The organism is Variovorax atrisoli (assembly GCF_014195185.1).
GTDB classification, from domain to species: domain Bacteria; phylum Pseudomonadota; class Gammaproteobacteria; order Burkholderiales; family Burkholderiaceae_C; genus Variovorax; species Variovorax atrisoli.
This window is the reverse complement of sequence record NZ_JACIBG010000005.1, coordinates 233,059-257,177: the sequence shown is the minus strand read 5'-3', so window position 1 is coordinate 257,177 and position 24,119 is coordinate 233,059. Positions and strand designations below refer to the sequence as shown.

The 24,119-nt window shown below is 68.6% G+C and carries 18 protein-coding genes; 9 read left to right on the top strand and 9 right to left on the bottom strand.

Features of this window, described 5'->3' with window-relative positions; genetic code table 11:
• Positions 1-21: 21 nt before the first annotated feature.
• From FHY06_RS19000 to FHY06_RS18985, 4 genes are all read right to left on the bottom strand, one after another.
• Positions 22-1,569 carry a polyamine aminopropyltransferase gene (locus FHY06_RS19000; RefSeq protein WP_019653704.1) on the bottom strand — a complete coding sequence of 516 codons (1,548 nt, stop codon included), beginning with the start codon at positions 1,567-1,569 and terminating at the stop codon, positions 22-24.
• Between the two features lie 99 nt (positions 1,570-1,668).
• Positions 1,669-1,887 carry a DUF350 domain-containing protein gene (locus FHY06_RS18995; RefSeq protein WP_019653703.1) on the bottom strand — a complete coding sequence of 73 codons (219 nt, stop codon included), beginning with the start codon at positions 1,885-1,887 and terminating at the stop codon, positions 1,669-1,671.
• Positions 1,888-1,941: 54 nt separating this feature from the next.
• Positions 1,942-3,426: a DUF4178 domain-containing protein gene (locus FHY06_RS18990; protein WP_132755599.1), complete on the bottom strand. Its 1,485-nt coding sequence runs from the start codon at positions 3,424-3,426 to the stop codon at positions 1,942-1,944.
• 123 nt (positions 3,427-3,549) lie between these two features.
• Positions 3,550-4,599, bottom strand: coding sequence for an SPFH domain-containing protein (locus FHY06_RS18985; protein ID WP_019653701.1), 1,050 nt, complete (start codon positions 4,597-4,599; stop codon positions 3,550-3,552).
• Between the two features lie 179 nt (positions 4,600-4,778).
• On the opposite strand from FHY06_RS18985, the gene FHY06_RS18980 reads away from it, so the two are divergent.
• The 3 genes from FHY06_RS18980 (at position 4,779) to FHY06_RS18970 (ending at position 8,197) form a co-directional block, all read left to right on the top strand.
• A complete protein-coding gene (locus tag FHY06_RS18980; protein WP_020723010.1) occupies positions 4,779-7,127 on the top strand; it encodes an NADP-dependent malic enzyme in 2,349 nt (782 codons plus the stop codon).
• 180 nt (positions 7,128-7,307) lie between these two features.
• Entirely contained in the window at positions 7,308-7,721 is a 414-nt protein-coding gene (locus FHY06_RS18975; protein ID WP_019653699.1) for a guanyl-specific ribonuclease, read from the top strand.
• Positions 7,722-7,771: 50 nt separating this feature from the next.
• A complete protein-coding gene (locus FHY06_RS18970) occupies positions 7,772-8,197 on the top strand; it encodes a barstar family protein (RefSeq protein WP_086011111.1) in 426 nt (141 codons plus the stop codon).
• Between the two features lie 274 nt (positions 8,198-8,471).
• Here FHY06_RS18970 and rsmA read toward each other — a convergent pair whose 3' ends face one another.
• The 3 genes from rsmA to FHY06_RS18955 all read right to left on the bottom strand — a co-directional run bounded on the left by rsmA (position 8,472) and on the right by FHY06_RS18955 (position 13,374).
• Positions 8,472-9,242, bottom strand: coding sequence for a 16S rRNA (adenine(1518)-N(6)/adenine(1519)-N(6))-dimethyltransferase RsmA (gene rsmA, locus FHY06_RS18965; RefSeq protein ID WP_184606029.1), 771 nt, complete (start codon positions 9,240-9,242; stop codon positions 8,472-8,474).
• 92 nt (positions 9,243-9,334) lie between these two features.
• Positions 9,335-10,741 carry a peptidylprolyl isomerase gene (locus tag FHY06_RS18960; RefSeq protein WP_145759492.1) on the bottom strand — a complete coding sequence of 469 codons (1,407 nt, stop codon included), beginning with the start codon at positions 10,739-10,741 and terminating at the stop codon, positions 9,335-9,337.
• 35 nt (positions 10,742-10,776) lie between these two features.
• On the bottom strand, positions 10,777-13,374 hold the full coding sequence (locus FHY06_RS18955; RefSeq protein WP_184606028.1) for an LPS-assembly protein LptD: 2,598 nt from the start codon (positions 13,372-13,374) through the stop codon (positions 10,777-10,779).
• Between the two features lie 235 nt (positions 13,375-13,609).
• Here FHY06_RS18955 and FHY06_RS18950 point away from each other — a divergent pair, with 235 nt between their 5' ends.
• The 6 genes from FHY06_RS18950 to FHY06_RS18925 all read left to right on the top strand — a co-directional run bounded on the left by FHY06_RS18950 (position 13,610) and on the right by FHY06_RS18925 (position 21,779).
• A complete protein-coding gene (locus FHY06_RS18950) occupies positions 13,610-14,734 on the top strand; it encodes an aminoglycoside phosphotransferase family protein (RefSeq protein ID WP_019653693.1) in 1,125 nt (374 codons plus the stop codon).
• A gap of 69 nt (positions 14,735-14,803) precedes the next feature.
• Positions 14,804-15,517: a 16S rRNA (uracil(1498)-N(3))-methyltransferase gene (locus FHY06_RS18945; RefSeq protein WP_184606027.1), complete on the top strand. Its 714-nt coding sequence runs from the start codon at positions 14,804-14,806 to the stop codon at positions 15,515-15,517.
• Positions 15,518-15,638: 121 nt separating this feature from the next.
• Positions 15,639-17,000 carry a M20/M25/M40 family metallo-hydrolase gene (locus tag FHY06_RS18940; protein ID WP_184606026.1) on the top strand — a complete coding sequence of 454 codons (1,362 nt, stop codon included), beginning with the start codon at positions 15,639-15,641 and terminating at the stop codon, positions 16,998-17,000.
• A 100-nt stretch (positions 17,001-17,100) separates the two neighbouring features.
• Complete coding sequence (locus FHY06_RS18935) at positions 17,101-17,562, top strand: YidB family protein (RefSeq protein ID WP_221404308.1); 462 nt, start codon at positions 17,101-17,103, stop codon at positions 17,560-17,562.
• 102 nt (positions 17,563-17,664) lie between these two features.
• A complete protein-coding gene (locus tag FHY06_RS18930; protein WP_184606024.1) occupies positions 17,665-20,598 on the top strand; it encodes a DUF4132 domain-containing protein in 2,934 nt (977 codons plus the stop codon).
• The gene (locus FHY06_RS18925) at positions 20,595-21,779 is read left to right on the top strand and encodes an MFS transporter (RefSeq protein WP_184606023.1); all 1,185 of its coding nucleotides are present in this window, start codon (positions 20,595-20,597) and stop codon (positions 21,777-21,779) included. The genes FHY06_RS18930 and FHY06_RS18925 overlap by 4 nt, the downstream gene beginning before the upstream one ends.
• Here FHY06_RS18925 and FHY06_RS18920 read toward each other — a convergent pair.
• Both FHY06_RS18920 and FHY06_RS18915 read right to left on the bottom strand, forming a co-directional pair.
• Positions 21,751-22,608 carry an alpha/beta hydrolase gene (locus FHY06_RS18920; protein ID WP_184606022.1) on the bottom strand — a complete coding sequence of 286 codons (858 nt, stop codon included), beginning with the start codon at positions 22,606-22,608 and terminating at the stop codon, positions 21,751-21,753. The genes FHY06_RS18925 and FHY06_RS18920 overlap by 29 nt on opposite strands.
• On the bottom strand, positions 22,605-24,116 hold the full coding sequence (locus FHY06_RS18915) for a M20 family metallopeptidase (protein WP_132755613.1): 1,512 nt from the start codon (positions 24,114-24,116) through the stop codon (positions 22,605-22,607). Before FHY06_RS18915 ends, FHY06_RS18920 begins: the two co-directional genes overlap by 4 nt.
• Positions 24,117-24,119: the final 3 nt, after the last annotated feature.

Sequence of the window (24,119 nt, the reverse complement as noted above, 5' to 3'; positions counted from 1 at the left end):
AAGCCTGGGGGAGTACGTCATTCAATGCGCCATGACCTTGCCCCACTCCTGCTCGTAGGTGGTGACGAGGATCTGGTTCGAGAGGCGGTTCACTTCGGCCGGCACGCGCGCCATGTCGAGCGGAAAGTCGAACATCAGCGGCAGGGTGGTCGGGGAGAGGAATCGCAGGCCGGGCGGCAGCGCATCGGGCATGCGGTAGGGCCTGCGGCTCGCGATGATGTAGCCCCATTCGCCGAAGCTGGGCACGTGCGCGTGGTACGGCGTGGCGCGCAGTCCCACCGACTCGATGGTCGCCGCCACGGTCCAGTAGCTCTTGCGCGCCACCAGCGGCGAGGTGGTCTGGATCACCGCGTATCCGCTGGCCGACAGCCGCTTCTCGAGCAGCGCGTAGAAGCTGTTGGTGTAGAGCTTGCCGATGGCGAAGTTGGTGGGATCGGGGAAGTCGACCACGATCACGTCATACATGTCACCAGGCTGCTGCAGCCACTGGAAGGCATCGGTGTTGACGATCTTCACCTTCGGCGAAGACAGCGAATGTCCGTTCAGCGCGGCCAGCGTCTCGTGCTCTGTGAAGAGCCTGGTCATGTTCGGGTCGAGCTCCACCAGCGTGATCGATTCGACCGACGGGTACTTGAGGATCTCGCGCACCGCCATGCCGTCGCCGCCGCCGAGCACCGCGACCTTCTTCGGCGCGCCCTGGGCGGCCATCACCGGATGCACGAGCGCCTCGTGATAGCGGTATTCGTCGCGCTCGGCGAACTGCAGGTTGCCGTTGAGGAAGAGCCGATGCCCCAGCAGCCCGCGCGTGACCACGATGCGCTGGTAGGGCGAGGTGGCGCTGAAGACGATGCGGTCCTGGTAGAACTTGTCTTCAGCCAGCGTGGTGATGTGGTCGGCGCCGACGAAAGCCCCCACCAGCGCCCCCAGCGCGAGAACGCACGCGACGGCATGCGCGCCCACGCGGCGCAGCTCATGGCGGAAGAGCCACAGCGCCCACACCGCCACCGCCGCGTTCATGAAGCCGAACAGCAGGCCGGTGCGGATCATGCCGAGCTGCGGCACCAGGATCAGCGGGAACGCCACCGACACCGCCAGCGCGCCGAGGTAGTCGAAGGTGAGCACCTGCGACACCAGGTTCTTCAGCACGATGTTGCGCTTCAGGATGCGCATCACCAGCGGGATCTCGAGCCCCACCAGCGTGCCCACGACCATCACCAGCCCGTAGAGCAGCAGCCGGAACGCGCCGGGCACGTAGGCGTTGGCCAGGAACAGGATCGCCGGCAGCGCGCCGCCGATCAGCGCCACCAGCAGTTCGATGCGAAGGAAGTGCGCGGGCAGCTGGCGCTCGAAGTAGCGCGAGAGCCACGAGCCCACGCCCATGGCGAACAGGTAGGTGCCGATGATGGTGCTGAACTGCAGCACCGAGTCGCCCAGCAGGTAGGAGCTGAGCGCGGCCGCGGTGAGCTCGTAGACCAGCCCGCAGGCGGCGACCACGAACACGCTGGCGAGCAGCGCGATCTCCACGGGCTGCGGGCCTTTGGCCGGCAGCGGACTGGCAGGGGTATCCATGGATCAGGCGGTCGCCGCCGGACCGCCCCGAGGCGGACCGCGCCTCCCCCGCGGGGGGTGGCGAACGACGCGTAGCGAAGCGAAGAGCAAGGCCGGGGGCTAATGGATCGCTGCTGCGACGATGATGCTGATGCCGAGGCTCATTGCCGCCACGACGAGGCCCAGCGCCACGTTCTGCTTCTCGACGATCTCGCCCCACAGGTCGTAGGGCGTGATCTTGTCGATGATCAGGAAGCACAGCCAGAAGATCACGACGCCGATCAGCGCGTACACGAGCGATCCGAGGACCACGCCCGGTTTCAGCCATTCAAATCCCATGGGGACCTCCAGTCGTAGCAGTAGTTAGAGAGAGCATCGCGCGCATCTTCGCCGTCATTTGTGGCCGCCGCCACTGGAATAGCCGCCGTAGGAGCCGCCCGAGCTGCGGTAGCCGCTGGACGATCCGCTGCTGCTGCAGGTGCTCAGGATGATCAGCAGGATGATGATCACGACGATGATGAGGATGATGGTGCCGCAGCCCAGCCCCGACGCGGCGCTCACCGGCAGCGCGTCGGCGCGCTTGAACATGTCCTTCTTCGCGTCGAGCTTGAAGGCGGTGGCCACCGCGCCGCTGTCGATCTTGCTGCCCGCGGACCAGGTGAGCTCGTTGGCCGAGCGCTCCATCGACAGCAGCGCGCCGCCGCTGGCGAAGTCGCGGTTGAAGGTCTTCTGGCCGCGCTCGACCTGCCAGTAGAACTCGCCCGCCACGTAGGTGGTCTCGGCGTTGTAGGCGTACTGCTGCTGGTAGCGCTTGCCGAGGTAGGTGGCGCTCGTGCCGTTCTCGGCCATCACCGGCGCGCCGGTGGTCGGCTTGACCATGCTCCAGCCGTCCTCTGCGTCCACCAGGAAGCTGAAGCCGCGCTTGTTGTTGTAGAGCAGGTATTCGTCCCAGCCGAAGTGCTCGTCGTCGCCGGGCTCGCTGCCCATGCGGTGCTGGAAGCCCACCACCTGCCACTGCGCGCCCTGCAGCTGGCCCATGCTGCCCAGCGCGATGAGCGGGCGCACGGGCTCGTCCTGCGTGGCGTGCTTGAGCTCGCCGCCGATGCCCTGCGACAGGTCGATGATGCTGTGGCACGAGCCGCAGGTGATGCTCTTGCTGTCGGCGAGGTTGACGGTGACGGGCGAGCCGCAGTTGGGGCAGTTGAAGCTGCGGCCTTTTTCGTCCTTGGCGGACTCGGCGCGCAGGCCGGTCAGCTGCAGGTCTTCCAGCTGTACCGAGCGGCCGAGGTAGGCGCTGGGCTTGGCGGTGCCGTAGTCGATGCTGAGCACCAGCCCGCGGTCGTTGCGCAGCTCGACCATCGCGAAGGGCCGGCCGAGCTCGGGCAGGTGCGGCAGCTCGCCCTGCGCCGAGGTCAGCGCCACCTGCTCGTTCGAGGTGACGGTGTAGCTCTGGCCGGCGAAGGCGCTGGTGGCGCCCACGCGAAGGTCGCCGGGCGGCGGCGCCGCGCGCTGCAGGTCGAAGGGCAGGGCGAAGACGTAGGCGCCGTTGTCCTCGCTGAGGATGGCGGTGCGGTCGCCGTCGAGCGCGGCGATCCATTCGGTCCAGCGGCCACCGGGGTAGGTGTACTGCAGCCGGCCGATCAGCGTGAAGGGCTTGTCCTGGATGCGGCCGGCGGCGAACAGCTGCAGCGGGCTGAAGTCGTCGAACAGCTCCGCCATCTTGCCGGTGCGCGCGAGCGTGTCGCCCTGGCGCACGACGGTGCTCTGGCAGTAGGGGCAGACCGCATGGGTCGACTGCGCCGAGCGGAATTCGACCGGCGCTCCGCAGCCGGGGCAGGGCGCCCGGTAGTAGCGTTGGTTGCCGTTTTCCTCAGCCATGGCACGCGGCTGAAGACACGACGAACGAGGCGGGAGATACCGCGCAGCCGGCTATGCCGGGCTGCTGGCATCGCCCCCTGCAAGGGACGAGGGAGGGCGACACGAAGTGCGCGAAGCCTGGGGTCAGACCAGCTTCTTGAGCAGTTCGGCCTTCTTGGCGTCGAACTCTTCCTGGGTGAGGATGCCCTTGGTCTTGAGTTCGCCGAGCTTCTCGAGCGTGGTCATCACGTCGGCAGCGCTCACCACGGCCACCGACGGTTGCTGCTGCTGGGCTGCAGCGGCAGCCGCGGCGTTGGGGCTCAGGCCCTGCGCGAGGTTCTGCGCCAGCACCTGGCCGAGCGCCACGCCCGCGCCAAGTCCCATCGCGTCGCCAGCGACACCGCCGCCGCCGGCCGCGCCCTCGGCGAACTTGGGAATCGCCTGCGCCGTCTGGTACTGCATGAACTTGCCCATGTCGTTGCCGACCATGCCCATGCCGATCTTCTGGTCGAGGATCTTCTGCAGCTCTTCGGGCAGCGAGACGTTCTGGACCGTGATGTTCTCGAGCTTGATGCCGATCTTCTCGAACTCGGGCACCAGCTGGGCGGCGAGCGCCTGCGCGAACTGGATCTGGTTGGCCGCGAGGTCGAGGAAGGGCACGCCGCTGGAGGCGATGGCGTTGCTGATGTTCTGCAGCACCAGGCCGCGCAGCTGGCCGTCGAGGTCGGCCACGGTGTAGGTGTCGCGCGTGCCGGAGATCTCGGTGTGGAAGGCCTTGGCATCGCCGATGCGGAAGGAGTAGTTGCCGAAGGCGCGCAGGCGCACGGCGCCGAAGTCCTTGTCGCGGATGGTGATCGGCTGGGGCGTGCCCCACTTCTGGTCGACCTGCTGGCGGGTGCTGAAGAAGTAGACGTCGCTCTTGAAGGGGGACTCGAACAGCTTGTCCCAGTTCTTCAGGTACGTGAGCACGGGCAGCGTCTGCGTCGTGAGCTTGTACATGCCGGGGCCGAACACGTCGGCCACCTTGCCCTCGTTGACGAAGACGGCGACCTGCGATTCGCGCACCGTGAGCGAGGCGCCGTTCTGGATTTCCATCTCCGCCATCGGGAAGCGCCAGGCCAGCGTGCCATCGCCGGTCTCGGTCCACTGGATGATGTCGATGAACTGCTTCTTGATGAAATCCATCAGGGCCATGGTCGGTCACTCCTCTTCAGGTTTTTCAGGTTTTGTCCGAACCGTGCATATTGCCACACAGCCCCGCGGAAACACCCGTGCTATTGGTCATGGGAGCCCCTGGCCATGCGGCCTAGGGCGTCATGCGCGAGGTCTACAATCGGCGCCCCCAGAAGAAGCGCCACCAGGAGCTACGGCACATGTCAGATTCGACCCCCTCGACCTCATCGACTCCCACGCCCGAAGACAAACGCGCAGAGCTGCGCCGTGCCGCCCTCGAGTACCACGAGTTTCCCGTTCCCGGCAAGATCGCCATCGCGGCGACGAAACAGATGGTCAACCAGCGCGACCTGTCGCTGGCCTATTCGCCCGGCGTGGCGGCTCCCTGCGAGGAGATCGTCAAGGACCCGGCCAACGCCTTCAAGTACACCTCCCGGGGCAACCTCGTGGCCGTCATCAGCAACGGCACCGCCGTGCTGGGCCTGGGCGACATCGGCCCGCTGGCCTCCAAGCCGGTGATGGAAGGCAAGGGCGTCCTCTTCAAGAAATTCGCGGGCGTCGACGTGTTCGACATCGAGATCGACGAGAAGGACCCGGCCAAGCTGGTGGACATCATCGCCTCGCTGGAGCCCACCTTCGGTGCCGTCAACCTGGAAGACATCAAGGCGCCCGACTGCTTCTACGTCGAGCGCGAGCTGCGCAAGCGCATGAAGATCCCGGTCTTCCACGACGACCAGCACGGCACGGCCATCACCGTGGCGGCCGCGATGGTCAACGGCCTGAAGGTGGCCGGCAAGAAGATCGAGGAAGTCAAGCTGGTCGCCTCCGGCGCGGGCGCCGCGGCGCTGGCCTGCCTGAACCTGCTGCTCAAGGTGGGCCTGAAGCGCGAGAACGTGTTCGTCACCGACCTGGCCGGCGTGGTCTACGAAGGCCGCACCGAGCTGATGGACGACGACAAGCGCCAGTTCATGCAGAAGACCGACGCGCGCACGCTCGGCGAGGTGATCGAGGGTGCCGACGTGTTCCTGGGCCTGTCGGCCGGCGGCGTGCTCAAGCCCGCCATGGTGGCCAAGATGGCCAAGCGCCCGGTGATCTTCGCGCTGGCCAACCCAAACCCCGAGATCGCTCCGGAAGACGCCCACGCGGTGCGCGACGACGTGATCATGGCCACCGGCCGCACCGACTATCCGAACCAGGTCAACAACGTCCTGTGCTTCCCGTACATCTTCCGCGGCGCGCTGGACTGCGGCGCGACGACGATCACCGACGAGATGGAGATCGCCGCGGTGCACGCCATCGCCGACCTGGCCCAGGCCGAGCAGAGCGAGCGCGTGGCTGCCGCCTATGTCGGTGAAAAGCTCAGCTTCGGCCCCGAATACCTGATACCCAAGCCCTTCGACCCGCGCCTGATGATGAAGATCGCGCCGGCCGTGGCCAAGGCTGCCGAGGAAAGCGGCGTGGCGCAGCGTCCCATCAAGGACATGGACGCCTACCGCGACAAGCTGCAGAGCTTCGTCTACGCCTCGGGCACCACGATGAAGCCGATCTTCGACGCCGCCCGGCGCGCCAGCAAGAAGCGCGTGGCGTATTCGGAAGGCGAGGAAGAGCGCGTACTGCGCGCGGCCCAGATCGTGGTGGACGAGGGCGTGGCACGCCCGACGCTGATCGGCCGGCCGGCCATCATCGCCCAGCGCATCGAGAAATTCGGCCTGCGCCTGAAGGAGGAGCTGGACTACGACGTGGTCAACGTCGAGCAGGACCACCGCTACCGCGAGTTCTGGCAGACCTACCACCGCATGACCGAGCGCAAGGGCGTGACGGTGCAGGTCGCCAAGATCGAGATGCGCCGGCGCCTGACGCTGATCGGCTCGATGCTGCTGCACAAGGGCGAGGTCGACGGCCTGATCTGCGGCACCTGGGGCACGACCGCCAACCACCTGCACTACATCGACCAGGTGATCGGCAAGCGCCCTGGCGGCTGCGAAAGCACCCCGCAGGACGTGCCGGTGTACGCCTGCATGAACGGCCTGCTGCTGCCCGATCGCCAGGTGTTCCTGGTCGACACGCACGTCAACTACGACCCCTCGCCCGAGGAACTGGCCGAGATCACCACCATGGCGGCCGAGGAAATGATGCGCTTCGGCCTGAAGCCGAAGGCTGCGCTGCTGTCGCACTCCAACTTCGGCACCAGCAACGGGCCCAGCGCCGTCAAGATGCGCCGCACGCTCGACCTGCTGCGTGTGCAGGCGCCCTGGCTCGAGGTGGACGGTGAAATGCACGGCGACGTGGCGCTCGACAGCAAGCAGCGCGCCGTCGTCATGCCCCACAGCGCGCTGGCGGGCGACGCCAACCTGCTGGTTTTCCCGAACATCGACGCGGCCAATATTTCCTACAACCTGCTCAAGACGGCGGCGGGCGGCAACATCGCCATCGGCCCGGTTCTGCTTGGTGCGGCCAAACCTGTGCATATTCTCACGGCGAGTGCAACTGTTCGGCGCATCGTGAACATGACAGCCTTGACGGTGGCGGACGCAAACGCCGAGAGATAAGCCCTCTGGCGAGAGTGGCCGCCAACTTGAAAAGCCATTCGATAGCCTCGCGACTGCTCAAACTTTGGGCAGTCGCTTGCTATTTTCGCCAGCGTGGTGCACACTCGCGGGCTTGAATTTGCGGGTTAACCCCGACGTTGATCGCCGATTCGACCCCCCGCTCTTTTCTTGTGGTGCCCCATGGCGGCTTACGCCTCGATCACGTCCTCTGTCACAAAGTTTGCGCTCACCAGTCTGATGCTGGTGGCGTTGACGACGGGGGCCGAGGCCCGCGGATGGTTCGGCGCCGGGAAGACCTCCGCCGATGAAACCATCGCACTGGCCGACCTGCCGGTGCAGGGCCAGCGGACCTACCAGGCCATTCTCGATGGCGGCCCCTTCCGGTATGACAAGGACGGCTCGGTGTTCGGCAATCGCGAACGTCTGTTGCCGCCCGCCCGCCGTGGCCACTACCGTGAATACACGGTATCCACGCCCGGTTCTCGCGACCGCGGCGCACGGCGGATCGTCTGCGGCGGAGAGCGACGCACCGCGCCCGAGGCCTGCTGGTACACCGCAGACCACTACGCGAGCTTCAGACGGATTGCGCCATGAGCGATGAAAACGACCTGAGCGGCGCCTCGAAGCGCCCCGACGAAATGATGATGACTATGGAAAGACCAGCGGAGATGACCTTATCCCTTCGTGCCGTACGCCCGAACATCGTGCAATCGATCCGCGCGTTCCGCGTGAACGACCTGCAGGACGCAGCCAATGCGGCCGGCCAGCACTTCCTGTACGCCAACCTGGGCAACGCCCAGACCAAGCAGGACGTCCTCGACCTGATCGCGCAGCAGTTCACGTTCCCGGCCCACTTCGGGAAGAACTTCGACGCGCTGTACGACTGCATGACCGACCCGTTGCATAAATCGGGCCCGCAGCCGGGATTCGTCATCGTGCTGGAGCAGATTCCGGCCAACGCCAAGTTCGACAAGGAAGCCCGCGAGCAGCTGCTCGACATCTTCCGCGACGCCTCGGACTACTGGGGCGACCGCAAGGTCCCGTTCCGGTGCTTCTATTCTTTTCTGTAGCCCGTTCTGCATCCACCAGCCAAGCAGAACGGGCGAACGAGGCTCACCCGAACGTTGAAACCCTCGATGGCATCGAAGTGAACTCCACGGCAGCAGCCGAGCCGGCCGGCGAAAAGATGCCGACCGACAAACTGGTCGACGTCTCGCCGCTGGCGCTGCGCATGAGCAGCCCCTTCAACGCGGGCTATTGGCTCGCTGCCGCTTGATCGAGAAAAGTCGGCAAAGCTTGCCGGCAACAAGCAAATGAAAAAAGCGCGCCTGGGGCGCGCTTTTTTCATCGGGGTACGGCCTGGGCCAGCGCCACGTAGTCGGCCACCGGCACCTCCTCGGCCCGCCGCTGGGTGTCGAAGTCGCCGGAAAAACCGTGTTCCTCCAGCCACTTGCCCAGCGTGTGGCGCAGCAGCTTGCGGCGCTGGCTGAAGGCGACCTGCACGATTTCGCCCAGGCGTTGCTCGTCGACGGCCGGCGGCATCGCCAGCGGCACCATCCGCACCACGGCGCTGTCCACGCGCGGCGGCGGGTCGAAGCTCTCGGGCGGCACGAACAGCACGTTCTCCATCTCGTAGCGCCACTGCAGCATCACGCTCAGGCGGCTGTAGTCGGACGTGGCGGGCCTGGCCACCATGCGGTCGATCACTTCCTTCTGCAGCATGAAGTGCTGGTCGGCGACCAGATGGGCGCAGCCCAGCAGATGGAAGAGGATCGGCGTGGAGATGTTGTAGGGCAGGTTGCCCACCACGCGCAGTGGCTTGTCGGCCGGAAACCTCGCGGCCAGTTCGGCGAAGTCGACCTTGAGCACGTCGGATTCGACCACGTCGAGCTGCGGATGCTCGCGCAGGCGCTTCGCAAGGTCGCGGTCGAGCTCGATCACGGTGAGCCGGCCCAGCCGCTCCACCAGCGGCTGCGTCAGCGCGGCGAGCCCCGGGCCGATCTCGACCATGGCATCGCCGGGCTGCGGCGCGATCTCGCGCACGATCGCATCGATGATCCCGCCGTCGGACAGGAAGTGCTGGCCGAATCGCTTCCTGGCGATGTGCTGCGCCATGCCGTCAGGCCATCATCGACGTGAAAGCGAGCCGGCTCCCGCAAGGAAGCCGGGAAACCGACCCGAGGTGCGCGCAGCTTGGGCGCATGCCATCAGGACTGCGGCGGCTCACGGTATTCGACGTAGGCACGCGCGCGCACTTCCTGCACCCAGGTGGTGAAGGCTTCCTCGACGCGCTGTTCGCGCAGCGCGGCGCGTGCGGCTTCGCGCTGCTCCGACTGGCTCAGCTTCGAATCGCGGCGCGCCACCACCTGGATCAGGTGAACGCCGAAGCGCGAGACAACCGGGTCGCTGATCTGGCCGGGCGAGAGGCGGTCCATGGCTTCCTCGAACTCTGGCACGAACTGCCCGGGGCGCGACCAGCCGAGATCGCCGCCCTGCTTGGCGCTGCCGTCCTGCGAGTTGTCGCGCGCCAGTCCCGCGAAGTCTGCGGTGCCGGCCTGGATGCGGCGCTTGAACTCGGCCAGCTGCGCAACCGCCTGAGCGGTGGTGCGCTTGGGATCGTTGAGCAGCAGGATGTGGCGCACCTGGGTCTGGGTGACGGTGGCGTCGCCGGAGCCGATCTGGGCCTTGGCCAGCACCTTCAGCACGTGGAAGCCGGCGCTCGAACGCACGGGCCCGGCGATGCCGTTCACGGCGGTCGACTGCGTGGCCTCGACGAACAGCGAGGGGTAGCGGTCGGCGCTTCGCATGCCGATGGCGCCGCCGTTGCCGCGGTCGGGCGAATCGGAGTTCTCGCGCACCAGCTTGGCGAAGTCTTCGCCGGCACGGGCGCGCTGGGCGATGTCCTGCGCCTTCTTCTGGGCGGCGGCCACCTGCGCGTCGGTGGCGTTCTCGGGAACGGCCACCAGCACCTGGGCGAGGTTGAGGTTCTCCAGCGCCACGTTCTTGACGGACTGGTTGCGCTGATCGCGCAGGTACTCGTCGGCCTCGGCGTCGCTGATCTTGACCTTCGACTCGACCTCGCGGTCGCGCAGTCGGGTGAGCAGCAGCTGGTCGCGCAGGTCGTTGCGGAAGTCCTGCTGCGCGATGCCCTCGGCAGCCACGCGGCGGCGCAGCTCCACCAGGCTGATCTCGTTCTGGCGCGCCACGGTCTGCTCGGCCTGGTCGATGGCCACTTCATCGACCTTGATGCCGTTTTCCTTCGCGAGCTGCAGCTGCGCGCGCTCGGTGATCAGGCGCTCGAGCACGAGCCGCGTGAGCTCGCCGCGGGGCACGCGCTCGGCGTCGGGGTTCTCCTTGATGAGCCGCGTCACGCGCGACTGCACGTCGGTGTTGGTGATCGGCTCGGAGTTGACCAGCGCGACGATGAATTCCGCCGAGCGCTGCACCGGGGCCGCCGCAGGAGCGGTGGACGGGCGCGCCGGCGGCGGACCCAGGCGCGGACCGGCGCGCATGATGTCCGTGATGCCGGTACCGGGACGATAGCCCTGGGCACCCGCCGTGGCGGCGATCGCCGCGAGGCAACCCAGGGTGATGATGGAACGGATGTTTTTCATGGCGTCGCTCGCTAGCTCAGTCGGAGTCAGTCGTCTCAGTCGTAGTTGGTGAAGCGGCTGGGCGCTTCGCCCGGTTGGCGCAGGGGTTCGTAGCGCTGGATGTTCTGCCGCAGCGTCTGCATGGGGCTCGAGCCGATGCTGGAGAAGCCGACGAATTCGAGCTGGAACATGATGCGCGTGTTCGCCGTCACCTGGCCGGTGGTGATGCGCTGCATCACCACGCGACCGATCCAGCAGCAGCCGTCGTATTCGAAGCCGAGCACGCCGTCGGTGAGTTTCTTGTCCTGCAGGCTGTAGTTGAGGCGGCCGACCGCATACCAGCGCCCGCCGCCCTGGCCCTTGCCGGGGCCGAGGTTCTTGCCCTTGTCGCCCCACAGGTCGTTCAGCGGCCACTGCCAGCCCACGTCGATCGACTTGTTGCCGTCGGTCGCGGTCGGGGTGCTGGGCGCCTGATAGCGGAAGGCCGCGCTCAGGTTGTGGTACGGCTCGGGGTTGTAGCGCGCGCTGATGGCCGAGCGCTCGGACCGGCGGGTGTCGGGGTTGTACTGGACCAGCGTGTCCAGGCTCCACTTGGGCGTCCAGTTGATCGTGGCGCCCAGCAGCAGGTCGCTCGCTCGGTCGGTCACCGGCGTGCCGCCCGGCAGCGTGACCTTCTGGTCGCTGAAGCGCAGGCGCTGCGCGATGCCGAAGCGCGCGGCCTCGACGCCGGTGTCCGGGTCGATCAGGCGGGAGGTCACGCCCAGCGTGAGCGCGTTGGTGTCGGAAATGCGGTCGCCGCCCGAGAACGCGTTCTCGGTGTAGATGGTCGCGAAGCTGAAGTCGTTGGCCGCCGAATCGTAGTTCGGCAGCATGCTCTGGTTGCGGTAGGGCGTGTACACGTAGTACGCGCGCGGCTCCAGCGTCTGGCGGAAGGCGCGGCCGAAATAGCTGGCGTCGCGCTCGAAGGTCATGCCGCTGTCGAGGCTGAAGGTCGGCACCACCCGGTTGCTGGACGTCGGGAAGAAGTACAGCGAACTCGGGTTGTAGACCTGTCCGTTGACGTACTGCACGCCATTGAGCGTGAGCTTCGGAATGTCGGACTGCGGCAGATAGTAGTTGTACGAAGCCGCGTTCAGGATCAGCTTCGGGATGACGTACGTGCTCGGCGTGATGAAGGGCCGGCTGATCGTCGCCACGGCCATGGCGCGGTCGCCGTCGGGCTGAGACTGCTGGTTGACGTCGTAGCCGAGCTGCGTCGGCGAGAGCCTGTTCACGCGGAAGCGCGTGTAGTCGAGGTTCAGCGCGACGTCGAAGCCGTGCCAGTCGTACTTGCTGTAGTTGGCCGTGATCTGCGGCATCCGGTCGTACGACGGCGTGATCGGCGACAGGTTGTACTGCAGGTTCTGGTACTTGAGCGTGCGGATCATGCCGCTCCAGTCGCCCTTGCTCCAGTTCAGCGAGGCGTCGTTCGGCAGCTGGCGCTGCGCGAGCGAGGGCGTGCGGGTGAAGTCGCGCCAGTAGTCGTCGTCGCTCACCCGGTTGATGGTGACGTTGGCCGAGAGCGAATCGAGGCCGAGCGCCTTGGCGTCGAAGTCCTGGTGGTGAGTGAGCCACAGGCCCCAGCGCCGGGTGTTCTTCGGCGGGTTGGTCAGGCTGCCGGCCGTGATCTGCCCGTTGGCCAGCTGCTGGAGCTGGCTGGTGCGCAGCTCGTTGTAGCGGTCGCCCACGAGGCGGTCGCTGCCCATCAGGTCGAGGCGGATCTCGCCCTTGTATTGCTTCTCGAGGTAGCGGAACTCATTGCTGAAGTTGACGCCGCGCTTGCTCATGATCGTCGGCGTGAACGTGGCGTCGCGGTTGGGCGCGATGTTCCAGTAGTACGGCTGCGCGATCTCCAGGCCGTTGATGTTGTCGATGCCGATGGTGGGCGGCAGCAGGCCGGTCTTGCGGTCGTTCGACAGCGGGAAGCTCACGCTCGGGATGGGCGGCGTGCTGATGCCCATGAAGCTCAGGCGCGCGTTCTTCGCCACGCCCTCGTTCTCCTCGGTGTCGGTGGTGATCGAGGTCGCGGTCAGCAGCCAGGCGGGCATCCAGCCGGGGAAGTCCTCGCGGCGGCAGGTGGTGTAGGTGGCTTCGCGGGCGATGGAGACGTTGGCGTCGACGAAGTCGATGCGCTTGGCCTCGCCGTGCGCCTCGTTCGCGAGGAACTGGTAGCGCACGTTGTTGAAGAAGCCCTCGAAGGTCTCGAGCTTGAGCTGCAGCTCGGGGCCTTCATAGACGTTGCCGGCCTGGTTGACCCGCACGCTGCCGGTGGCCTTGGCGCGGTCGTCGGGCTGGTAGTACTCGAGCCGGTCGGCGGTGATGGACACCGCGCCGCGGCGCAGCGTGGCGTTGCCCTCGACCACGGTCTCGAGGTCGGGCCGGCCGGAGATGCGGTCGCCGGTGACCAGGCTGGGCATCTGGCCGCGGTCGGCGGGCGTCAGGGTCTCGGTGAGCTGCGGCGTGCGCTTCAGCGTGAGCGGGGCGTCGGCGAGATTGCCGGCCGTCTGGGCCGAGGCGCCGTGCACATGGATCAGCGCCAGCGACAGCACGGCCAGCGGCAGGGGCGGCACGCCCGGGCGCCGCGGACGCGGGGCGGCGACACGACGTCGGCTCATCAGGCCTCCCGCCCGGCCGTTCCGAGGAAAGCCGGCGACTCTCCCGTGGAGAGCAGCGAGCGCACAAGGTGCCAAGCGTGAGGGCTTTGGGTCGTAGGCATCGGTTCGGAACGAAAGGTCGTCGGGGGACGGCGCGGCAGGCCGGCGGGTTGCAGGGGCCGGTGGCGATCCGCATCGGCCGGAAGCCGGCCAAGGGGGATTGCCGCGCCAGGCGGATTTGTAGAATCGATTATCCATGACAGCACCCCCGCCCCCGGCCGCATTGGCCCCAAGCCGCCCTGCCGAAACCATTGCCTGGACGGATCCGCAGCGGGCCGAAGCGTTCCGAGGCTGGCTGGCGGCCGTCGCGCCGCGCCACGCGCTGCGGCCCGAAACCGTGAGGCTCGCCTCGGCCGACGCGAGCTTCCGCCGCTACTTCCGGCTCGACACCACCGACGCTGCCACCCCCACGCGCATCGTCATGGACGCCCCGCCCGACAAGGAAAACAGCGCCCCCTTCGTGCAGGTGGCCGGACTGATGGCCACGGCCGGTGTGCTGGCCCCCACGGTGCTCGAATGGGACGAGCCCAACGGCTTCCTGCTGCTGGACGACCTGGGCCGCCAGACCATGCTGGACGTGATCGATCCGACCCGCCCGGAGGCCGCCCGCCCGCTCTACGACCAGGCCATCGACGCGCTGGTCCGCTGGCAGCTTTCCTCCCGGCCCGGCGTGCTTCCCCCCTACGACCGGGCGCTGCTGGAGCGCGAACTGGCCCTCTTCCCCGAGTGGTACATCGGCCGCCACCGCGGCATCGCCGTCGAGGGCAAGCTGAAGGAGCGGCTCGAGCGCAGCTTCAAGCTGATCGTCGAGAGCAACCTCGCGTCGCCCAGCGTCTACGTGCACCGCGACTTCATGCCTCGCAACCTGATGGTGGATGCGGCCCCCACGCCCGGCGGCGACTCGGGCGCTGCTCTCGGCGTGCTCGACTTCCAGGACGCGGTGTACGGCCCCATCACCTACGACATCGCCAGCCTGATGCGCGACGCCTTCCTGAGCTGGGACGAGGAGTTCGTGCTCGACGTCACCATCCGCTACTGGCAGGCGGCGCGCAAGGCCGGGCTGCCGGTCGACGAGGACTTCGGCGCCTTCTATCGCGCGGTCGAGTGGATGGGCCTGCAGCGCCACCTGAAGGTCGCCGGCATCTTCGCGCGCCTCACGCTGCGCGACGGCAAGCCGCGCTACCTGGCCGACACGCCGCGCTTCATCGCCTACATCCGCGCTACCGCGAGCCGTTATTCGGAACTGACGCCCCTGTCGCGCGTGATCGACGAGATCGAGGGCACCTCGGCCATCACCGGCTACGCCTACGGCCGTGTCTGAAGGCGAACTGAAAAAGCACCACCCTGCGGCGCCCGCGCAACGGCCGCTCGCAGCTATCGGTTCCGGAGCATGCCGCGTTTCCACTGTTCAGTGCCGTTGAGCGCCGGCGCCAGCCTGGCGCTGCCGGCAGGCGCCGCGCGCCATGTGCAGGTGCTGCGGATGCAGCCCGGCGACGCGCTCACGCTGTTCGATGGCTCGGGCGGCGAGTACGCGGCCACGGTCGAGCGCATGGGCCGCAGCGACGTCTCGGTGACGGTCGGCGCGCACCTCGCCGTGGAGCGCGAAGCGCCGCGCGCGGTGCATCTCGCAGTCGGCATGCCGGCCAACGAGCGCATGGACTGGCTGGTCGAGAAGGCGACCGAACTCGGCGTGGCGAGCATCCAGCCGCTGGCCACGGCCCACGGCGTGCTGCGCCTGGCCGGCGAGCGTGCTGAGAAGAAGCGTGCGCACTGGGAAGCCATCGCCGTCGCGGCCTGCGAGCAATGCGGCCGCAACCGCGTGCCGGCGATCCATCCGGTGCAGCCTTTCGCTGCCTGGCTCGAAACCCAGCGCGAACCGGCCGTGCGCCTGGTGCTGAGCCTGGCCGAGGGCACGCGCGGCATCGCGGCCATCGCCCCGGGCGACCAGGGCGCGACCGTGCTGAGCGGCCCCGAAGGCGGCCTGAGCGCCGTAGAGGAGCAGCAGGCCATCGCCCGAGGCTTCGCTCCCGTCACCCTCGGCGCGAGGGTGCTGCGTGCCGAGACGGCGGCGCTGGCCGCGCTGGTGGCCTTGGCCGGCCTCTAGGCGGGCGAACGGTCAGGCGGAGCGCCGCCGGCGTGCCGGTGGGTGTTTTCCGCAACGCGCGCCTGGACAGCCTGAGAAACAATCGTTACTTCTTTAAGACAAAAGAAGGACTCCCGCGCCCATGTTCAAGTTGCCCGGCCTGCTGCGCCTCGCCCCTCTGACACTTGCCGCGACGCTGCTTTGCGCGGCTCAAGGCGCGCTCGCCCAGCCCCAGGCCGTCGCCCCGACGCCCGCTCAGGTCAGCCCCGAGATCGACCAGGCTTTCACCCAGCTGATGGCGTCCCCCGCCATCCAGAAGCTGCTGGACGCAGTCAGGGCCGACCACGACCGCTCGATCGAAGACCTGAAGATGCTCACCGAGATCGAGGCCCCGCCGTTCAAGGAGCACCGGCGCGCCGAAGCTTTTCTCGCCCGCATGAAGGCGCTCGGGCTGACGAGCGCGAAGATCGACGCCGAGGGCAATGTGGTCGGCCTGCGCAGGGGCACGGGCAACGGGCCCAAGCTGCTGATCTCGGCCCACCTCGACACCGTGTTCCCCGCCGGCACCGACGTGAAGGTCAAGGAGCGCGACGGCCGGCTCCATGCGCCGGGCATCGCCGACGACACGCGCGGCCTCGCGGTGCTGCTCTCGTGGCTCAAGGTGCTCAACGACAACAGGATCCAGACCGTGGGCGACCTGATGTTCGTCGCCAACGTGGGGGAGGAAGAACTCGGCAACCTGCGCGGCATGAAGGCGATCTTCCGCGACCACCTCGACATCGACGGCATGGTGGGGCTCGAGCCTTCGGCGCCCGGCTCGGTGCTGGTGCTGGGCACCGCGAGCCACCGCTACGAGGTCACTTTCCAGGGGCCCGGCGGGCACAGCTTCGGCGCCTTCGGGCAGGTGCCCAGCGCGATCCACGGCATGGGCCGCGCCATCGCGAAGATCGCCGACATCCGCACGCCGAGTTTCCCGAAGACGACGTTCACCGTCGGCACCGTGAGCGGCGGCACGTCGGTGAACACCATCGCGCCCGATGCGCGCATGGCCATCGACATCCGTTCGGACGACATGGCCTCGCTGCTGGAGACCGAGAAGAAGATCCTTGCGGCCATCGACGAGGCCGTGGTCGAGGAGAACAGGCGCTGGAACGTCAGCACGCTGAGCGTGAGCATCAAGCTCATCGGCGAGCGCCCCGGAGGCCGTACGCCGCCCGACTCGCCGATCGTCGAAGCCGCGATCCGCTCGAACGCCGCCTTCGGCAACAGGACGCTGCTGCGCGGCGGCAGCACCGACGCCAACGTGCCGATCTCGCTGGGCGTGCCGGCGATCATCGTGGGCGGCGGCGGAAGGGCCTCGGGATTCCATTCGCTGAGCGAGTCCATTGACATGACAGATGCGTGGAAAGGCGCGCAGAATTCGCTCGTCACCGTGCTCGGCCTGGTGGGCGTGCAGGGAGTCAGCCCCGCGCTGCTCGCCAAACGGACGGCACGTACCAAGTAATTTGTCACGTTGCCGGTTCGAAAGTGGCGTGGCACTTTCGACTTACGGTCCGCGGCATTTAACAATGTTGGCGGTTCTGTCACACACCAAGGAAACAGCCATGGGATTGCTCGATTCGGTACTCGGCCAGGTGCTCGGAGGCGCTGCGCAACAGCAGCAGCCGCAAGGTGGAGGCCTCGGCGGTCTGGGTGATCTGGGCGGCCTGGCCGGCGCGCTGGGCGGCCTGCTTGCCAACAACGGCAGCGTGGGCGGCCTGGGTGGCCTGGTCTCGAAGTTCGAGCAGGCCGGCATGGGCGACGTCATCGGCTCTTGGATCGGCAAGGGAGAAAACCAGCCCGTCACCGGCGACCAGCTGCAGAACGCGCTGGGCAGCGACACCATCGCGAGCATCGCATCCAAGCTCGGCATCAATGCGCAGACGCTTCTGCCGATGCTGGTCACCATGCTGCCGGCGCTCATCGACCAGCTCACGCCCCACGGCAAGGTCCCCGACCAGGGGCTGGGCAACCATGACGACCTGCTGGGCTCGCTCAGCGGTCTGCTGCAAGGCAAGCAGTCCTGAACCGGACTGCCTTCTCCAGCGTTCGAGCGCCCGCGAGGGCGCTTTTTTTTGGCCCGCGCGTGTTGGCCGACAATCCCTGCGGCATCAACGGAGAGCAATGGCATGGCGGGCAGTCGCAAGTCGAAGGGAGAAGACGAGAAGAAAGAGGGCGGCCTCGACGCGCGGCCCGACGGCAAGGTGCGGTGGTCCAAGAGCATGCGCGAGGCGCTCGCGCGGTTCAACGACCGGCCCTGCGGCCAGTGCGGCGGCTCGCTCTCCGACGAACGCAGCCTGGCCGACAGCCTCGACTTCTTCCGCCGCCACCGCTCCAGCTTCTATCCGCCGCGCGCCGCGCGGCTGCGCATGCTCGAGATGCATGGCGCTGCGGCAGCCGAGCTGCTCTTCGAGCCCTCGCCGCACAAGGAAGCCGTCACCGACCTGCTGGCCATCCATGATGCGGAGGTGGTGCGCTTCTTCGTCGCGCAGGTCAAGCAGATCGACTGCAAGAACGCGCTGGTGAAGCAGGCGGCTCGCTGGCCGCTCTTCGTGCTGCGCGAACTGCTGTCGGCGAACCCGGCGCGGCACCAGGCCGGGGCCGCGCTGATCCTGGAGCTGCTCGCGGCGAACCCCGAATGGCAGAAGCCGCTCGAGGCCTCCTGCGACGAGGCGCAGCGCAAGACGCTCGCGCGCCTGCAGGAAGACGGCTCTCCCGGCGTGGCCGACGCGCCCGCCGACGACTGGCCCGCGCTGCTGCGCCGCCCGCCATGGAAGAACCGGCAGGCGCTGCCCGTCATTCCGGTGCTGGCGCTGCAGCCGCTGCCGCCGACGGCGCGGCTGCATTGGGCCGACCTGCAGCCACCGCAGTACCTGCAGGCCACGGGCGACCTGTCCGACTGGCTGGCGCGCGAGGTGCGCGTCTCGCGCGATCGTTCGAACCAGTGGATGACCGAGTTCCCGCGCCACCAGCCCGATGCGCCGGATGCCATCCGCGAAGGCGGCAGCGTGCACAAGGCGCTGTGGATGCTGGGCCTGCGCCCCGAACTCGTCGACGACGTGGCCGCCGGGCGCCGCGAGATCGCCGGACCCGAGGATTTCGGCCCGCTCCCGGGCACGCACTGGGGCGTGGCCGAATACATCTGGCAGCTGCCCGCGCCGCTGGCCGTGGCGGCGTTCACGCACGGGCCGGCCGTCGATCACTTCATGGGCGACGTGGCGCGCGTGCGGCCCATCCTCCACGCCCTCGGTGCGGACGCGCTGCCGGGGCTGCCGCGCTTCCTCAAGCAGGGCTCGCGCGCGATGTTCGAGCTGGCGTCGGTCATCGAGTGGGACCTGCTCGCCGGCTGGATCGCCAGGGGCTTCCACACCAACCGCTGGGTGCGGCGCGAGGCGGCCGCATGGCTGGAGCGCTACCCCGACACCGCCGCGCGCGGCCTCGTCCCCATTGCGCTGGGCGAGCCCGGCGCCGCGCACGAATCGGCACAGGCCGCACTGCGCTGGCTGCACGACAACGGCCATGCCGATGCGGTGCGCACGCAGGCACGGGCCTACGGCGCCGAAGCCGCCGATGCAGTGGCGCAGCTGCTGTCCATCGCGCCCGAGGACGTGCTGCCCGACAGCCTGCCGGCGGTGCCGAAGACGCTGCCGCTGCCGACGCTGCCCCGGCTGATCCTCGCCAAGGACGGCCTCGCGCTGCCGCAGGCCGTGGTGCCCGACGTGCTGATGGCGATGATGCTCGGCAAGGCCGACGCGCCCTATCCGGGGCTCGCCGGGCTGCTGGAGGCGATCACGCCCGACTCGCTGGCACGCTTCGGCCGCGCGCTGCTGGCCTGGTGGATCGGCAACGGCCGCCCGAGCAAGGAACGCTGGATGTTCGCGCTGCAGGGCCGCCTGGGCGACGGCGAGACCGCGCGCCAGCTCTACGGCCTGCTGCGCCAGTGGCGCGCCGCGCTGGACCGCGTGCGCGCCTACGACGCCATGGCCATGCTCGGCGAGATCGGCAGCGACGCCGCGCTGATGCACCTGGCCGAACTCTCGCGCCAGACCCGCTACGACGACCTGCGCACCCGCGCCGACCGCATGCTCGGCGAAGTGGCCGAACAGCGCGGCCTGAGCCTCGACCAGCTGGCCGACCGCACCGTGCCCGAGCTCGGCCTCGATGTCCGCGCGCGCCTCACCCTGGACTTCGGCTCGCGCAGCTTCGAGGTGCGCATGGACGACAGCTTCCAGCCCGTCGTGCACGATGCGAAGGGCAAGGCGCTCAAGACGCTGCCCAAGGCCGGCGCGAACGACGACCCCGGCAAGGCGGCCGCCGCAACGACCCAGCTCAAGGAACTGCGCAAGCTCGCGAAGACCGTCGCCACCACGCAGATCAGGCGGCTCGAAGCCGCGATGTGCGCGCAGCGCCGCTGGAGCCCCGACGAATTCATGCCCTTCTTCGCCAACCATCCGGTGCTGCGCGTGTTCAGCCGGCCGCTGGTCTGGGGCCTGTTCGATGCCGCCGACAGGCTGCAGGGCACGTTCCGCGTCACGGCGGAAGGCGAGCTGGCCGACCTGAACGACGACCCGGTGAAGCTGGCGGAGAACGCGCGCATCGGCCTGCCGCATCCGCTGGACTTCGCAGCGCTCGATGCCTCGCTCGCGGCCGCATGGGGCCAGGTGCTGGCCGACTACGAGCTGCTGCAGCCCTTCGAGCAGCTCTCGCGCCAGTCCTTCGTGCTCGACGATGCGCTGCGCGCCGGCCGCGAGCTGCCGCAATGGGCCGGCCGCGCGGTGTCGAACGCCGCGCTCATGGGCCTGGAGACGCGCGGCTGGGTGCGCGAGATCGGCGACGGCGGCATGGTCAACGCCTTCAACAAGGGCGTGCCCGGCGAGGGCCGGGTCCGCCTGCAGCTGGAGGAAGGCTGGTTCGTGCAGGACAGCCCCGACGGCAAGGCGCTCCAGACCGTGCTCGGCGTGGCGCTCACCGGCACCGAGCGCACGCTGGGCGACCTGCCCGCCATCGCCTTCAGCGAGATCGAGCGCGACCTGCAGCGCGCGATACGAGAGACCGCACCATGAACCGCAACCTCTGGCTGCTCGCCATCTGCCAGGGACTGCTGCTGACGAACAACGTCACCTTCATCGCCATCAACGGCCTGGTGGGCCTGGCCATCGCGCCGCGCGGCTGGATGGCCACGCTGCCGGTGATGAGCTACGTGATCGGCGGCGCGCTCTCCACCGGGCTGGTGGCGCGCACGCAGCAGCGCTTCGGCCGGCGCGGCTCGTTCCAGACCGGTCTGGCTGTGGCGCTGGTGTCGGCGCTGCTGTGCTGCTTCGCGGCCGTCACCAGGAACTTCTGGCTGCTGTGCTTCGCCACCGTCATCGCGGGCTACTACAACGCCAACGCGGGGCTCTACCGCTTCGCCGCGGCCGAACTGGCGGCGCCGGAATGGCGCGAGAAGGCGGTGTCGATGGTGATGGCCGGCGGGCTGATCGGCGCCGTGGCCGGGCCCAACCTCGCCAAGGCCACGCGCGAGGCCTTCGCCGTGCCTTTCGCGGGCGCCTACATCGCGCTCGCCGCGGTGGCGCTGCTGTCGATGGTGGTGATGCACTTCATCGAATTCCCGCCGGCGCCCACGCGCAAGGAATCGGGCGGCGGACGCTCGCTGTCGGAGATCGCGCGGCAGCCCGTGTTCATCGTGGCGGCCGCAGCCGGCGCGCTGGGCTATGGCGTCATGAACCTGCTGATGGCCGCGACGCCCATCGCGATGCAGATCTGCAGCCTGCCGTTCTCCGACGCCGCGCTGGTGCTCGAATGGCACGTGATCGGCATGTTCGCGCCGGGCTTCTTCACCGGCCACCTGATCCGCCGCTTCGGCGCGCTGCCGGTGATGGGCGCGGGGCTGCTGCTGAACCTCGGCTGCATCGCCGTCGCGCTCTCGGGCGTGGAACTGCATCACTTCATCGTGGCGCTGTTCCTGCTGGGCGTGGGCTGGAATTTCCTGTTCACCGGCAGCACCACGCTCTCGCTCACCGCCTACGCGCCCGAGGAGCGCGACCGCGCCCAGGGCGCGCTCAACTTCTGCGTGTTCGCCACGCTGGCGCTGACCTCGTTCGCCTCGGGCGTGCTGGTGACCACGCAGGGCTGGCAACTGCTGAACGTCGGCTCGCTGGTGCCGGTGGTGCTGACCGGTGCAGCGCTGCTCTGGCTGGCGCGCCGCAAGCGCACCGTCAGGTCCGCGGCGGAAAGCGCCGGTTGAGCCAGCGCTGCAGGGCCTCGAAGACCGCCTCGGCTTCGAGCTCGTTGAAGATCTCGTGGTACAGGCTGTCGAAGCAGTGCGCCTCGACCTTGCCGCCGGGCGCCGCCGCCGACGCAAAGGCGCGGCTGGCCGCGGGGCGCACGAGGCGGTCGTCGCCCGCGTAGAGCAGCAGCGTCGGTACGGGCCAGTCCGGGGCCTGCTGCAGCACGGTCTGCCCCTCGTACGCGAGGAAGCGCGCGAGGCGCCCGCCGATGCGGTCGTGCGTGAGCGGATCGTCGCGATAGGCCTGCACCACGGCCGGATCGTGCGAGAGGAAGTTGTCGTCCAGCCCGTTGCCCACGCGCAGCCCGGGCGCGATGCGCGGCAGCACCGCGAGCAGCATCTTCTGGAAGCCGCTCAGCCCCGGGTCGAGCCCCGGCGAGGAAAGCACCAGCGCATCGACCTGCCGCAAGCCGCGCGCGACCAGGCTCGCCGCCACCAGGCCGCCGAGGCTGTGGCCCAGCAGCACCAGAGGCAGGCCGGGGTTCTCGCGGCGCGCGTCGTCGATGACCAGCGCAAGGTCGTCCACCAGCCGCAGCTCGCTCGGCAGGCCGCCGCGCGGGCCGCTGGATTCGCCGTGCCCGTAGTGGTCGTGCGCCCACACTGCGAAGCCCCATTCGTGCAGGTACTCGGCCAGGCCGTGGTAGCGGCCCGCATGCTCGCCGAGCCCGTGGACCACGACGACCACGGCGCGCGCCGGGCCGGGCGCGGGCAGCCGGCGCAATGCGAGCGTCTCGCCGCCGGGCGTGGACAGCGAAACGCGCTGCGGCAGAGGCAGCGCCTCGCTCAAGCGGCCACCGGCTCCGATGCTGCTGCGCGGTGCGCGGCCGGCAATGCGGCGATCACTTCGGCCACGGCCGCGGTGAGCTTCTTGGCATAGGGCACGTGCAGGAACTCGTTGGGGCCGTGCGCATTGCTCTTCGGGCCGAGCACGCCGCAGACCATCATCTGCGCCTTCGGGAAGCCGGCGCTGAGCATGTTCATCAGCGGGATGGTGCCGCCCTGGCCGATGTAGCCGCAGGAAGCGCCGAAGTGCGCCTTCGAGGCCTTGTTGAGCGCGTCCTCGAACCACGGCGTGATGGTGGGTGCGTTCCAGCCGGTGGCGCCGCCGTTGCTCTCGAAGGTGACGCGGGCCTGGTAGGGCGCGTTGTCCTCCAGCAGCGTCTTGAGGTTCTGCACGGCCTCGGCCGCGTCCACCAGCGGGGGCAGGCGCAGCGACAGCTTGAAGGCGGTGTAGGGGCGCAGCACGTTGCCCGCGTCCTTCAGCGCCGGGAAGCCTTCGGCACCGGTCACCGACAGCGTGGGCTTCCAGGTGCGGTTGAGCAGCGCCTCGACCGGGTCGGTGGTGGTGGGCAGCGCGAACACGGTCGAGCCGCCGCAGTCGTAGTGCGCCCACGGGAAGCGCTTGTAGACCTCCTCGCCGAGGATGGCGGCGGTGGCCTTGGCCTGCGCGAGGCGGTCGGCGGGCACTTCGCAGTGGAAGCTCGCGGGCAGCAGGCGGCCGGTGGCGCTGTCCTCGAGCCTGTCGAGCACCTGCCGCATGATGCGGAAGCTGGAGGGCACGAGGCCCGAGGCGTCGCCCGAGTGGATGCCCTCGGTCAGCACCTCGACCTTGAGCGTGCCGCTGGCCATGCCGCGCAGCGACGTGGTGAGCCACAGCTGGTCGTAGTTGCCGGCGCCGGAGTCGAGGCAGATCACGAGCTCGACGTTGCCCAGGCGCGGGCGCAGCGCGTCGACGTAGGGCAGCAGGTCGTAGGAGCCGCTTTCCTCGCAGGTCTCGATCAGGCCGACGATGCGCGGATGCGCCGCGCCCTGGTTCTTGAGCGCCTGCAGCGCGGCGATGCTGGCGTACACCGCGTAGCCGTCGTCGGCGCCGCCGCGGCCGTAGAGCAGGCCGTTCTCGTACTTGGGCGTCCAGGGGCCGAGGTCGTTGCGCCAGCCGGTGAACTCGGGCTGCTTGTCGAGATGGCCGTACATCAGCACGGTCTCGCCCATGTCGGTGCCGGTGGCCGGCACTTCGAAGAACAGCACCGGGGTGCGGCCCTCCAGGCGCACGATCTCGAGCTTCAGGCCCTCCACCTTCTGCGCCTCGACCCACGCGGCGGCGTTGCGCAGCACCGTCTCGAGATAGCCGTTGGCCGACCAGTCCTTGTCGAAGCCGGGCGACTTCGCGGGGATGCCGATGTAGTCGGTGAGTTGCTTGAGGATGTCGCCGTCCCATTGGGCGGTGACGTCGGACAGGGCGCGCTCGGCGTCGAGCGTGCCGGCGGGCATTTCGCGGTGCAGGGGGGCGTTCATCGG